14 protein-coding genes and 1 riboswitch are annotated in these 13208 nt (G+C 64.5%); of the genes, 7 read left to right on the forward strand and 7 right to left on the reverse strand.

Going from position 1 to position 13208, the window contains the following annotated elements:
- Positions 1 to 30 precede the first annotated feature (30 nt).
- Positions 31 to 534, forward strand: coding sequence for an SRPBCC family protein (locus tag PGC08_RS08370; protein WP_271709946.1), 504 nt, complete (start codon positions 31 to 33; stop codon positions 532 to 534).
- On the opposite strand, the gene moeB is transcribed toward PGC08_RS08370, so the two are convergent.
- The 4 genes from moeB to thiO all read right to left on the reverse strand — a co-directional run bounded on the left by moeB (position 472) and on the right by thiO (position 3914).
- Positions 472 to 1722: a molybdopterin-synthase adenylyltransferase MoeB gene (gene moeB / locus PGC08_RS08375; RefSeq protein WP_271709947.1), complete on the reverse strand. Its 1251-nt coding sequence runs from the start codon at positions 1720 to 1722 to the stop codon at positions 472 to 474. The two genes, PGC08_RS08370 and moeB, sit on opposite strands and share 63 nt — an antisense overlap.
- Positions 1719 to 2486 carry a thiazole synthase gene (locus PGC08_RS08380; protein ID WP_009883759.1) on the reverse strand — a complete coding sequence of 256 codons (768 nt, stop codon included), beginning with the start codon at positions 2484 to 2486 and terminating at the stop codon, positions 1719 to 1721. Before PGC08_RS08380 ends, moeB begins: the two co-directional genes overlap by 4 nt.
- A gap of 1 nt (position 2487) precedes the next feature.
- Entirely contained in the window at positions 2488 to 2736 is a 249-nt protein-coding gene (gene thiS, locus PGC08_RS08385; protein ID WP_009883760.1) for a sulfur carrier protein ThiS, read from the reverse strand.
- A complete protein-coding gene (gene thiO / locus PGC08_RS08390; RefSeq protein WP_271709948.1) occupies positions 2733 to 3914 on the reverse strand; it encodes a glycine oxidase ThiO in 1182 nt (393 codons plus the stop codon). Before thiO ends, thiS begins: the two co-directional genes overlap by 4 nt.
- Positions 3905 to 4008, reverse strand: a riboswitch (TPP riboswitch). Its footprint overlaps the gene before it by 10 nt.
- A gap of 23 nt (positions 4009 to 4031) precedes the next feature.
- Between thiO and thiE the strand changes: the two genes are divergently transcribed.
- Positions 4032 to 4700, forward strand: a complete 669-nt coding sequence (thiE, locus tag PGC08_RS08395) for a thiamine phosphate synthase (RefSeq protein WP_009883762.1) — start codon at positions 4032 to 4034, stop codon at positions 4698 to 4700.
- A gap of 51 nt (positions 4701 to 4751) precedes the next feature.
- Complete coding sequence (locus PGC08_RS08400; RefSeq protein WP_035278984.1) at positions 4752 to 5678, forward strand: 2-dehydropantoate 2-reductase; 927 nt, start codon at positions 4752 to 4754, stop codon at positions 5676 to 5678.
- Here the strand turns inward: PGC08_RS08400 and PGC08_RS08405 are convergent.
- On the reverse strand, positions 5632 to 6279 hold the full coding sequence (locus PGC08_RS08405; protein WP_271709949.1) for a histone deacetylase: 648 nt from the start codon (positions 6277 to 6279) through the stop codon (positions 5632 to 5634). The genes PGC08_RS08400 and PGC08_RS08405 overlap by 47 nt on opposite strands.
- 8 nt (positions 6280 to 6287) lie before the next feature.
- Positions 6288 to 6953, reverse strand: coding sequence for a DedA family protein (locus PGC08_RS08410; RefSeq protein WP_165770303.1), 666 nt, complete (start codon positions 6951 to 6953; stop codon positions 6288 to 6290).
- Positions 6954 to 7106: 153 nt separating this feature from the next.
- Here PGC08_RS08410 and PGC08_RS08415 point away from each other — a divergent pair, with 153 nt between their 5' ends.
- Positions 7107 to 8255, forward strand: coding sequence for a histidine kinase (locus PGC08_RS08415; protein ID WP_096146823.1), 1149 nt, complete (start codon positions 7107 to 7109; stop codon positions 8253 to 8255).
- The gene (locus tag PGC08_RS08420; RefSeq protein ID WP_096160961.1) at positions 8248 to 8964 is read left to right on the forward strand and encodes a response regulator; all 717 of its coding nucleotides are present in this window, start codon (positions 8248 to 8250) and stop codon (positions 8962 to 8964) included. Before PGC08_RS08415 ends, PGC08_RS08420 begins: the two co-directional genes overlap by 8 nt.
- 41 nt (positions 8965 to 9005) lie before the next feature.
- Here the strand turns inward: PGC08_RS08420 and PGC08_RS08425 are convergent, their stop codons facing one another.
- The gene (locus tag PGC08_RS08425; RefSeq protein ID WP_009883768.1) at positions 9006 to 10223 is read right to left on the reverse strand and encodes a Fic family protein; all 1218 of its coding nucleotides are present in this window, start codon (positions 10221 to 10223) and stop codon (positions 9006 to 9008) included.
- Positions 10224 to 10369: 146 nt separating this feature from the next.
- On the opposite strand from PGC08_RS08425, the gene PGC08_RS08430 reads away from it, so the two are divergent.
- Entirely contained in the window at positions 10370 to 11608 is a 1239-nt protein-coding gene (locus tag PGC08_RS08430; protein WP_009883769.1) for an alpha-hydroxy acid oxidase, read from the forward strand.
- Positions 11609 to 11669: 61 nt separating this feature from the next.
- On the forward strand, positions 11670 to 13145 hold the full coding sequence (locus PGC08_RS08435; protein WP_125187921.1) for an amino acid permease: 1476 nt from the start codon (positions 11670 to 11672) through the stop codon (positions 13143 to 13145).
- Positions 13146 to 13208 lie beyond the last annotated feature (63 nt).

The raw sequence follows: 13208 nt of genomic DNA on the forward strand, positions 1-13208 counted from the left end.
GCCCGTCGATCCACGAACACCAGGGGATCCATGACGAACGATCACCAGCTCTCACTCCACCACCATGTCCGACCGCAGGCCGGTGAGTCTGCACCCTTCCACTTCGAGAATCGGTGGAGGGTCAATGCCTCTGTGCGGGATGTGTGGTCAGTGCTCAGTGACATCGAGGCGTGGCCGCAATGGTGGCCCGGCCTTCCCGTGGCTGTGCCCATCGATGACACGACCGCCCCCGGAAGCCGAGCCGACATCCAGGTCAACAGCCCGATCGGCGTGACGTTGAGCTTCAGCATCGAACTTCAGGAAACCGATGCACCGTACTTCGTGAAGTTCTCCGCAGACGGTGATCTGAGGGGGAGCGGCGCATGGTCGCTGCAGCAGACTGGCCCCATCACCACGATCAGCTCAGTGTGGTGCGTGACCACTCGTCGGCGGTCGATTCGGCTGCTGCGGCCGGTGGCGACGTCGATGCACTCACGAGTGATGAGAGCCGGACACTGCGGTCTGGCCAGGCGCCTGAACCGTCTTGTGTCCTGAAGCCGACCAAGCGTCGATGCCACCGCGCAGCGAACGCAGACGCACGGCCCCCGGCGCACCCTCCTTGAGCAGCGCCACGGCCTGAGCAGACCGTGCCCCCGACTTGCAGTGGAAGATGACCTCGTCTGGCTGGTGAATAGCCGTGGCCTCCACGGCCTTCCACCCCTGGACCTGCAGCACGCTCAGCGGCAGGTGAACGGAGCCGGGAATGGCCGAGATCTGCCGTTCCCACCCGTCACGCACATCGATGAGGATGGCAGGGGAGGACTCGGCCAGATATTCTTCAATGCTGACCTCATCGTCCCGTCGCGCGCCCTGACTCTCGGCACCTGAGCCCTTCGCACTCTGGCCCCCTAGTCCTTGGTCGGCAGCGGCGCAGGCCACCGCCACCTCGGCGAGGTCGGTGACTGGCGGACGATCAGGATCCGGTGAGAACCGAAGCGTCGAGTAGTCGGCCTCCAACGCGTCATAGCGCAGCAGACGACCGATCAGCGGTGTGCCGATGCCGCAGATGAGTTTCACGGCCTCCGTGGCCATGGCGGAGCCGACGGTGCCGCACAGAACCCCGAGCACCCCTCCCTCAGCGCAGTTGGGGACCGAATCGGCCTCAGGAATATCGGGAAACAGGTCACGCAGCATCGGCCCAGGCCCGGGGACGAACGTGCTCACCTGACCTGCGAAGCGAAATATCGTGCCCCAGACCAGCGGGGTGCCGGTGAGCTCGGCGGCATCATTGGACAGGTAGCGGGTCGCGAAATTGTCGGCTCCGTCGAGGACGACATCATGGGAGCGAAACAGCTCAAGTGCATTGTCAGGACTTAACCGTTCGCTGATCGCGGTGATTGCAAGCTCCGGATCGAGACGAAGCAGAGCATCACGGGCGGAATCGACCTTGGCCCGGCCGATATCGGCATCGCGGTGGAGGACCTGGCGCTGCAGATTCGAGGCCTCGACCACATCGTCGTCGATGATCGTCATCGACCCGATCCCCGCCGCGGCCAGGTAGTGCAGGACCGGTGCTCCCAGTCCGCCCGCACCGATGACCAGCACCGAGGCGGCCCGCAGTCGCCGCTGCCCCTCGATGCCGATCCCCGGCAGGCTCAGATGCCTGGCGTAGCGTTCGAGTTCCCGTGGGCTCAGAGAATCGGTCGGTGCGACCAGTGGACCCGGATTGCTCGCGGTGCTCATGCCGGAGTCACCATCCCCTCGAAGGTCGACGAGGCCAGGGCCAACGGACGCTTCGGAATCCGGCCAGCGTGGGCAGCCAGATGACCGGACTCAACGGCCAGGGACATCGCTCGGGCCATGGCGGTCGCATCATGTGCCCGAGTCACAGCCGATGCCAACAGGACCGCGGTGCAGCCGAGCTCCATCGCCAGGGCCGCATCGGAGGCGGTGCCGATGCCGGCATCAAGGATCACCGGCACCTGGGCACGGTTGACGATCGTCTCGATGTTGTGGGGGTTGAGGATGCCCAATCCGCTGCCGATCGGAGCACCGGCCGGCATCACCACGGCGACACCGGCGTCCTCGAGCCTCTTAGCCAACGCCGGATCATCGTTCGTATAGGCGAAGACCGTAAACCCGTCGAGGACGAGTTCCTCCGCGGCCCTGAACAGCTCAACCGGATCCGGCAGCAGAGTCTCCTCATCGGCGATGACCTCGAGCTTCACCCAGTTCGTCTCGAGTGCCTCCCGGGCCAGCTGGGCAGTCAGCACAGCATCACGGGCCGTATAGCATCCGGCAGTGTTGGGCAGGATGCGGATGCCCATGCTGTTGAGCATGGCGAACACCGAGTCCCGGGCCGTCCCGTCATAGCGGCGCAGCGCCACCGTGGTCAGTTCGGTGCCCGAGGCTTCCAGAGCCTGTTCGAGGATGCTCAGCGAACTGGCACCCCCGGTGCCCATGACCAGTCGGGAGTTCAGGGTCACCTCGTCGACGTTCCAACTCATGTCAGCCTCCCTGCACAGCGGTGACGATGTCGACACTGTGCCCCTCGGCCAAGGTGAAGTCAGACCACTTCCCGCGCCTGATCACTTCACCGTCAACGGCGAGCGCTATGCCCAGACGACTGCCGTCGACGGGTGTGCCATCGACGGTGATGTCCTTGTCAACGAGACCGGAGACGAGGTCCCTGGCCGTGGTGGGACGGGCGAGTTCATGGCGCTCGCCGTTGAGCGTGATGCTGATCGTGTCGGTCACAGTTGACTCCCTGTCGGTTGCTGAAACATTTCGGTCGGTGTGGTCTGGAGGTGCTGAGCATGAGCGGCTTCGGCGAATCGGTCGGGCGTCACCGCGGCGAGTGTCTCCGTCGGTCTCGTCAGGGTTCCGGTCTCGCGCGCGAGGTCGGCGGTGAGGTTCGCCCCCAGAGGAGCGAGGAGGATGCCATGTCGGAAGAAGCCGGTGGACACCACACAGCCGGGATCGATGCGCCCGATGATCGGCACGTCATCGGGTGAGCCCGGCCTGGCGCGGGTGGTGATGTCGGTGATCTCGGCCTCGAGGATTGCAGGGACGAGACGTTCGGCGTCGCGCAGCAGCTGGTGGACGCCTCCGGCGTTGATCCCGGACCGACCGTCCTCACGACTCGTGGCACCGAGGACGAGTTCACCGTCGGGACGAGGCACAACGTAGACGGGCCGACCTTTGACCAGCCCACGGATCGTGCGTGTGAGAAGCGGGGTCAGAGTCTCGGGCGCCCGCAGTCTGATCACCTCGCCCCATACCTGGCGCAGGGGCAGCGCGGGAACTCCGGAGATGTCGTTGCAGGAACCGCCCGCGGCCACGACGACCTGATCGGCCTGCAGTCTCGTCCCATCCTCGAGTTCGACACCGACGGTCCGATCCGCCTGAGAGAGCAGACCGGTCACTCGGGCACGGACAACGGAGTCACCGAGGACGGCCAGCAGTGCACCAGTGAGTCGACGGGGATCGATCGAATGATCCCCGGGAATGGTGACCGCACCGCATACCCCGGGTGAGAGCGCCGGTTCCAGATCCCTGGCTCTTGACCCGGGAACGAGGGAGACGTCGAAACCGGCTGCGCGCTGCAGGTCGATGAGTTCGCGCAGAGAGGCGAGATCGGCCCGGTCACCGGCACACACAAAGGTCTCGGCGCTCGAATACCCCAGATCATGGCCAGACGCGGCAGCCAGCTCGGCGGCGAAGTCCGGGTACAGGTCTGCTGAGGCACGCATCAGCGGGTACAGGGGAGACTGCCCCCACACCACCTCGGCGGCCGGAGCCAGCATCCCCGCCGCAGCATGGGAGGCACCCATGGCGGGAGCCGGATCGATGATGGTGACGCTGACGCCGCGACGGCGCAGATTCCAGGCAGTGGACAAGCCGATGATCCCGGCCCCCACAACAATGACGTGCACGTGCTTCTCCCTCCGGCGGCATGATCCGCATCAGGTTGAACGGTCGGCACAAAGCCCTCTCAGCCCCCTTTATGAGGCTCCCGCGAACTCCTCTACTCTAGGAGCATGGCCGCAGATATGACAATGGACGCCGCAGTCCACGACACAGACAGAGCCGCACGACTGGACCGGCTTCACGCGTCCAGGCTCTATGTCTGCACCGATTCCCGCAGCGCGCAGGGCGATCTCCCCGAGTTCCTTGATGCCGCCTATGCCGGTGGCGTCGACATCATCCAGCTGCGCGACAAGGGCCTCGAAGCCCGCGCTGAGATCGAAGCACTCGAAGTCCTCAGGGAGGCAGCCCACCGTCACGGGAAGCTGTTCTCCGTCAACGACCGTGCCGATGTGGCCCTCCTCGTCGGCGCCGACGTCTTCCACATCGGCCAGGGCGACCTCACCAGCGAACAGGCACGCACGGTCCTCGGCCCCGACGTGATCCTGGGCCGCTCGACACACTCCATCGAACAGGCCCACGCCGCCGAGGCGGACCCCGAGATCGACTATTTCTGTCTCGGCCCCGTGTGGGAGACCCCCACCAAACCCGGCCGGGCCGCCATCGGAGTCGAACCCCTGCGTGCGCTCGCCACCACCGCAGCCAAACCCTGGTTTGCAATCGGTGGGATCTCCGCTGGTGAGCGGCAGGCGGAAGTCCAGGCCACCGGAGCACAGCGCATCGTCGTCGTCCGCGCAGTGACCGCAGCAGATGACCCCGCGGCGGCAGCTACGGAACTCAAACAGGCATTGTGACAGCGCACAACGCAAACGCCACGGAATCCATCTGACATGGGAGAGCACACAGTGAAGATACTCATTGCCGGAGCCGGCGCAACCGGCGGAGCGTTCGGCACCCGCCTGTTCGAAGCAGGACGCGATGTCACATTCTTCGTCCGCGAGGCCCGAGCACAGACGATGAGGGCCAACGGTCTGCGATTCGTTGCACCCGGGGAGGACCGGACGAACCACATCCCCGTCCTCACCGCAGCCGAACTCGCCACTGCCAACGGCTCGAGTTCGACGTCTTTCGACCTGGTGATCGTCGCGGTCAAGGCCAACGGTCTGGAGTCGATCATCGACGACATCAGACCCGCAGTGGGGGAGGACACCCTCATCATTCCGTTCCTCAACGGCATGGCTCAGATCGAGCGATTGGTCGAGGAGTTCCCCGGCCAGGTGCTGGGCGGTCTGGTCAAGATCGTCGGGACGATCATGGACGGTGCCGTCCACCAGATGACGGACCTCGCCGTTATGACCATCGGCGATCTCGACGGAACGGGCGTCCCGGATTCCATCGCCCAGGCCCTCGATGTTCCCGGCTTTAAGTTGCAGATTCTGGACAACATCACCGACGCCCTGTGGGAGAAGTGGATCTTCATCGCCGCAGCCGGGGTCGTCACCTGCCTGTTCCGGGCACCCGTCGGGGCGATCATGGCGGCCGGAGGGCATGCGCACATTGTTCGGATCGTCGACGAGCTCGAGGCCGTCGCGGCTGCGGGCGGACACCCGGTCTCGGCCAAGGCCAGGGAGATGACCTTGTCCATGCTCACCGCCGAGGGCTCGTCGTTCACCTCATCGCTCTACCGTGACGTGACTTCGGGCCTGCCCAGCGAAACCGAGCACATCCTCGGACACCTTGCGAGAACGGCAGCGGATCTGTCTGTGGCGACGCCGCTGCTCGACCTCACACTCGTGCAGCTGCGGGCTGGGGAGTCGCTGCGGCAGAGCTGAGCTCCGACGCTGAACTGAGCTCCGATTCAAAGTTGAGCTCCGAGGCTGAACTGAGCGTCGTCACGGACCTGACCTCCTCTGCGCCGAGGCGCAGCATCGTCAGATACGGTTCGTTGGGAACGGTGTGGGGGACTGCCTCGGATCCGTGCGGGGCCGTAAACGTCACCAGCGGGATCGAGCCCTTGCGGTCGAGGACGAGGAGCGTCTCGTACTTGCCCGGTCCCACCGAATGGGCGGAGTCGACGGGAAGTTCGCTGGCCAAAGTCTCCAGCGGATTCGTGGATGACGGTGGGCGGTTCATCTCCTGATCGGCGACATCGGCGAACTGCTCGGCGGTGATGAGATACGCCTTTGCCGGTGTGGGGCCTGGGACCTGATGGTCATAGAAGGCCATTCCGCCGCCCCACACGGTGGAGCTGCCGGCGAAGTAGATGGATCCGGGAAGTTCGATGCCCATTTCCGCTAGAGGCGGATCGGTGTTCCTCGCGCCGGGATAGGTGACGAGTGCACCTGGAGGACGGCCGCCCTGCAGGTAACAGGCGAGCCTGTCACGATGCATGTTCGACCCATAGCTGACATACCACACGAGCGCTTGAGACATCCCATTCATCATGCCACGTCAACGGCTGCGGCTGTCCAATCTGCAGGGTCTCGGTGCGCCGCTGGATCCTGGTCTGCACGGGCTTTCCTCCTGGCCAGCAGTCTGCGCGTGAGTTCCGCTACACCGGTGATGGCCAGGGCGATGCCGATGCCCAATCCCACGCCGAGCAGCGGTTGGTCCTCAAACAGCACACCGCCGAGCAGACCGACCCCGATGGAATAGATCGCCCAGGCCAGACAGCCGAGAGCGTCGAAGATGAGGAAGCGGGTGCGTGGATACTTCAGAATCCCGGAGCTCAGGGTTGTGGCCGAACGCCCACCGGGAATGAAACGTCCCGCGATCAGGACGACCCCACCTCGGCGGGCAAAGATCTCCTCGGTGTGCGCCAGCAATCGCTTGGCCCTCGAAGACCGGGTCCACCGCTGCACCAGGGAACCCCCGCCACGCCCCACGAGGTGGGCGGCGAAGTCGCCGATGAGGGCTCCGACCACGGCTGCCAGGAGCAGGCCCAGGGGACTCGGGATGCCGGCGGCGGCATAGGCGGCGGCCGTGATGAGCACGGTCTCCGAGGGCACGATGGGGAACAGGGAATCCATGCCCGCGATGACGAAGACGAGGAGGTACACCCACGGGGATTCGACGGTGGTGCGGAGGATATCAAGGGCAAGGTCCATGTCCACAGACGCTATCGAAGCGCGACCGCACCCGGAACGCGGCGCAGTGCACACCTGCGGGACGGCGCCCCGAAGAGATGATGCGGAAAACCGGAAGAAAGGACTGCGGTCGATCCTCTGGGCGACCGTATAAGGCATTGCTACGATCAACTCATGCCCTGGCCGACGTCGCTGACCGCGAGGATTCCCCGAGAATCCCGCATGTTCGTCACCCGTTGGGCCACCTCGGTGCTGGGCATCCTCTGGGGAGTGGCCCTGTGCCTTCCGCTTCTGCTTGCAGCCGTCCCCTCGTCAACATCTCGGCTGAGCCGTCGAGTCCTCGGCTGGGAGAGGTCCCGGCAGGCGAAGTGCTTCGGCATCGTCATGGGCCAGCTCCCGGTCAGGAGAGGCTTCTTCGTCCTCACCGGCGCCCTCGCCGGGATCATCGCCGTGCCCATGCTCAATCTGCTCACCGGTTTCCTGCTTGTGACCATCGGCTCCCTCATCCAGGGCCTGTTCATCGGCGGCAGCATCACCATCGGCTTCGATTTCTGGACCATCAGCCAGCCGACGCTGTTCGTCGGAGTGCTCTACGGTGCCGCGAACCTCATCGGAGTCATCATTCTCGCCGAGGTGGCCAATTGGCTCCACGGCATCATCGACGCCAGGTTCACCCAGGTCAGCCGCCCCAACGCACCTCACACGCGCATCACCCAGCTCCTCATGACCCGGCACGGAGTGGTCATGGCCATCGACGAGGAGAGGCGCCGCATCGAACGCGACCTCCACGACGGGGTGCAGCAGAACGTCGTCTCCCTGTCCGTGCTCATCGCCCGCGCCCAACGTGCGAAGGACCAGGACAAGGCCAGCGCCCTCCTCGACGACGCTCTCGTCCAATCCCAGGACCTCATCGACGAAATGCGCGAGGTCGCCTGGCGGGTCTACCCCACAGCATTGGATGAGCACGGGTTGGGCACCGTCCTCAACCGGGTGGCCGATCACTGCCCGATACCGGTCGAGCTCACCGCAGTCCCGTCTCGGCGAGTGTCCCAGGCCACCGAGTCTGCTGCATACTTCGTCGTCCGAGAGGCGGTGACCAACGTCGTCAAACACGCGAATGCCACGAGCATCAGAATCAGCGTCATCGACGAGGAGCAGGCACTGATCGCCGAGGTGGTCGATGACGGTTCCGGTGGTGCCGATCCCACCGGCGGTGGGCTGAAAGGATTGAATCGTCGGGTCGGAGCGTTGGATGGAACACTGACTGTGACGAGCACGGAAACAACCGGAACCACTGTGAGAGCGGAGATCCCCTATGTCTGAACCCGGCGTGACCGAATCCGGCATGTCCGAATCCGCGGTCGAGGCCATCAACGAGGCTCCCATGCGAGTGGTATTGGCCGATGACTCCGTGCTGCTGCGAGAAGGGGTGAGGAGCCTGCTCGAAGACGAGGGCATCTCCGTCGTCGCCTCGGTCGACGACGGTCACCAGCTGCTGGCGGCAGTCGCGGACACCCGTCCAGACCTGGCGATCGTCGATGTGCGAATGCCGCCCACGCACACCACCGAAGGACTCGAAGCGGCCCTGGCGATCAAACGTCGCTTCCCCGACATCGGGGTGCTTGTCCTCAGCCAGTACGTGCTGCGCGAATACGCGACCGAGCTGCTGAGCACCGAGACCGTGGGCGTGGGCTACCTGCTGAAGAACCGGGTTACCGACATCGACCGTTTCCTCGATTCCGTCAACCGGATTGCTGAAGGCGGAACTGTCATCGACCCCGAGGTGGTCCGACAATTGCTGAGCTCGTCCGAGAAGCAGAACTCACTGTCGGCACTCACACCCCGAGAGAACGAGGTCCTCGAGACCATGGCCGAGGGGTTGTCGAATCGCGGCATCGCTGAACGCCTCTATGTGTCCATCAGCTCGGTGGAGAAGGCCATCAGCTCGATCTTCGACAAGCTCGGACTCCATGCCGGACAGACCACCAGCCGGCGAGTCGCAGCAGTCCTGCACTACCTCGACCAATCCTGAGCGCAGTCAGGTGCGGCAGCGCTGACCGGCGCGGCATACCCTCAGAGTTCGGAACGGGCTCGGGCACCGATGCGCAGGTTGAGGTCTTCGAGTTCGGCGAGCACATCGCCAGCACCCCAGATCTGATTGCGCTTGCGACTGGTCAGGCCGCGCAGGACCCCGGCTTCCGTCAGCGCGGAGACCGCTCTGTTCGCGGAGGAGCTGGACAGCTTCAACGAGTCCTCAAGATCGTCGATGGTGAACACCGGGTCCGATGCAAGGTAGGTCAGGATCCTGGCTGCGGCGCTGTTCTCACGCGGATGGCCGAGGAGGTCGGCCCACTCATCAGGCAGTCCAGCCAGCCGATGTGCGGTCAGTTGAGCTTCCTCCGCCGCGATCACCGAAGACTTAGACCACAGCGATATGACCGGTCCGGCATCACCTGAGTGATAGGAATTCAACGCCGCGAAGTAGCGGTCTCGAACCTCGACCAGGGCAGCAGCCAGGGGAACAGTGATCCCGGTCGTGACACCTCGAGAGTGGAGGATCCCAGCCGCCAAGGCTCGTCCGATCCGCCCGTTCCCGTCGGTGAAGGGATGGATCGCTTCGAACTGCGAATGGGCGACGGCCGCCTGCGCGATCGTGGGAATGTCCTCGCGCAGTGAGAAGGTCAGCAGATCGTCCATGAGCTCGGGGACGAGCTCCGGGGGAGGAGGAACGTAGAGTGCACCGCGAGGCGAATGATCCGAGCCGCCGATCCAGTTCTGCATCGGACGATGTCGGCCCGCCAGATGAGCCTCGCCGGCATCGTCCTTGAGCAGCAGCCGATGGGCGCGAGAAACCGAATCGGCACTGATCGCTCCCGATGTCAGCAGATCCAGCGCACCCGTTGCGGCAGCCATCGCAGTGGCCGAGGAATTGGACTTCGCACCGTGGAGGGCCCGGACGAAGTCGTCGATGGGTGCCTCTTCGGCTTCGATCTTCGATGAGGCGATCGATTCGCTGCGCAGCAGCAGGTACGACAGTGGAATCAGGGTGCGACCGTGCTCGGCATCGAGCCGGGAGATCGCACGGACCGCGGTTTCCGAGCGTGCGGCGAGCTCGGAGGGCAGTCGCAGGTCGACCGAGCCGATGCGGGCTGGAATGGAGACGGACACCTCGGCGAATTTTCTGTCGTCGATCGTTCCGCCGCGAAACTCCTGGCGCCACGGTCTGGTCTCTGTCTGCGCTGCGGGCACAGGAACTGCAGAATCGGACAGGGGACCAGCGGAGTCGGACATGGGAACAGTCTAAACGATAAGCCCACATAGGGAAATAAATGGGAATATCTCTCATGGTGATCCCAGTTCCAGTGACGACGACCCCCTCGCTAGACTCGCAGGCGTCTCGAACCCGATGAGATTCAGTGTCGAATATGAGGAGAACGATGAAACGGCAACTGCCTGACGTGAAGGAACTCGCCCCTCTCCTGCAGTTCGGTCTGCCTAGACTTGACCGGGTAGGTGCGCGACTCGACTCCGCAGCCGATATCTGGGATCTGCGCAAGATCGCCAAACGGGTGACACCCACAGCCCCCTTCGACTACGTCGACGGTGGGGCCCTTGACGAGCACACCCTGCGGAAGAACCGGCAGGTCTTCGCCGACGTCGAACTCCTCCCACGCATCCTGCACGGAGTCGACGCCCCGAACACATCGACGACTATCGCCGGTCAGGACGTTTCGCTTCCATTCGGCATCGCCCCGACAGGCTATACGCGGATGATGCACTCGGAAGGAGAGATCGGAGGAGTGAGGGCCGCGACGAAGGCCGGCATTCCCTTCTCCCTGTCGACGATGGGCACCCGCTCCATCGAAGAGGTCGCACAGGCCGCACCGTCCTCGACTCGCTGGTTCCAGCTCTACCTGTGGAAGGACCGCGCACGCAGCCTCGACCTGCTCCAACGAGCCCAGGCGAGTGGGTACGAGACGCTGCTCGTCACCGTCGACACCCCGATCACCGGTCAGCGACTGCGCGACAACCGCAACGGGCTCTCCATCCCGCCGAAGCTGACATTGAAGACGATCGTCGACGCCTCCTACCGGCCCGGCTGGTGGTTCAACTTCCTCACCACCGAGCCGCCGAAATACGCGTCCCTGTCCAACACGTCTCAGTCCCTGGCCGAGATGACCCGGACCATGTTCGATCCGACGTTGGACCTCGATGACCTCAAGTGGATCCGCGAACAGTGGCAGGGCAAGCTCTTCGTCAAAGGCGTCCTCACCGCCGAGGATGCCAACAGGGCCCGGTCCATCGGCGCCGACGGTCTGGTCGTATCCAATCACGGAGGCCGCCAACTCGACCGCGCACCCGATTCCCTGACAGCACTTGCAGAAGTGCGGGCAGCGGTCGGTGACGATATGGAACTCATCCTCGACTCCGGAATCATGTCCGGCACCGACGTCGTGACAGCTCTGTGCGCCGGAGCGGACTTCGTGCTCATCGGCCGGGCCTACCTCTACGGACTCATGGCCGGTGGCCAGCGCGGCGTGGAGCGAGCCATCGACCTTATCAAGGCCGAGATACTGACCGCCATGGGGCTGATGGGTGCCCGGACCATCGCCGACCTCGGACCGCAGCTGGCCAGAGGACTGCCCACTGCGGCAATTGCGAAGGCCGACACCTGAATGTGGTAAGAATGGCCGGGGCCCGAACAGGATCCCGCCGGTACGACAGTCAAGGAACACGATGAACGAAGCAGCCACCTCGGCGGGGGAGAGTCGCGAACTCAAACGGGGGCTGAAGTCTCGGCACCTGCAGATGATCGCCATCGGAGGTGCCATCGGCACCGGCCTCTTCCTCGGTTCGGGCGGAACGATCTCGCAGGCGGGCCCCGGCGGCGCACTGTTGGCCTACGCCGTCATCGGAATCATGGTTCTCTTCGTCATGCAGTCGCTGGGGGAGATGTCGACCCACCTGCCGGTCGCCGGCTCCTTCCACACCTACGGATCGAAGTACGTCAGCCCCTCGTTCGGCTTCGCCATGGGGTGGAACTACTGGTTCAACTGGGCGATCACCCTCGCGGCTGAACTCGTTGCCGCCGGGGTCATCATGTCCTTCTGGCTGCCAGATGTCCCGTCCTGGGTGTGGGCGGCGATCTTCCTCGCCCTGCTCACCGGACTGAACTTCCTCTCGGCCAAGGCCTTCGGCGAGGGCGAATTCTGGTTCGCCGCCATCAAGGTCACCGCAGTGCTTGCGTTCCTCGTCCTCGGCGTGCTCATGATCGCAGGCATCATCGGCGGCGAATCGCCGGGCATGAGCAACTGGACGAGAGACGAAGCACCGTTTGTCGGCGGCTGGGTCTCGATCATCAGCGTGTTCATGATCGCCGGCTTCTCCTTCCAAGGCACGGAGCTCGTCGGCGTCACCGCCGGCGAGTCGGCCAACCCGCGCCGCGACATGCCCCGGGCCATCCGCACCGTGTTCTGGCGCATCATGCTCTTCTACATCGGCGCGATCATCATCATCGGCTTCCTCCTGCCCTACTCCGACCCCTCGCTGCTGGCCTCGGCGAACAACGAGGACGTCACCGCCTCACCCTTCACCCTCGTCTTCGAACGCGCCGGAATCGCAGTGGCCGCATCGGTGATGAACGCTGTCATCCTCACCGCGATCCTCTCCGCCGGAAACTCAGGGCTCTATGCCTCCACCCGCATGCTCTACGCGATGGCCAAGGAGGGGACCGCGCCGAGGCTGTTCGCCCGCCTGAATGAACGCGGCGTTCCCGTCATGGCGCTGCTGGCCACCGCCGTCATCGGACTCTTCGGCTTCCTCTCCGAGGTGATGGGCGACGGGGGTGCCTACACCTGGCTCATCAACGTCTCCGGGCTCTCCGGGTTCATCGTCTGGGTCGGCATCGCGTGGTGTCACTTCCGCTTCCGGCGGGCCTACGTCAAGCAGGGCCATGACATCGCAGACCTGCCGTATCGTGCCCCGCTGTTCCCTATCGGGCCGATCATCGCGCTCGTCATGTTGGTCATCGTCATCATCGGCCAGAACGTCGAAGCCGTCGTCAACGGACGAGTCCTCGAGGTCGCCTCGGCCTACATCGGGCTGCCGGCATTCCTGCTGCTGTGGCTCATCCACCGCCTGGTCACCGGTCGCCGCTCCAGCACCGTGCCCCTTGACGAGATGGACGTCGAAGGACTCGAGATCAAACCCTGAGTGGGCTCAGAGGCCGATAAGCGGATGAGGGCAGTCGCCGCGAGTCCGCTCATGGGTTAAGCT

Source organism: Brevibacterium sp. BDJS002 (genome assembly GCF_028201555.1).
In the GTDB taxonomy this organism is placed as follows: Bacteria; Actinomycetota; Actinomycetes; order Actinomycetales; family Brevibacteriaceae; genus Brevibacterium; species Brevibacterium aurantiacum.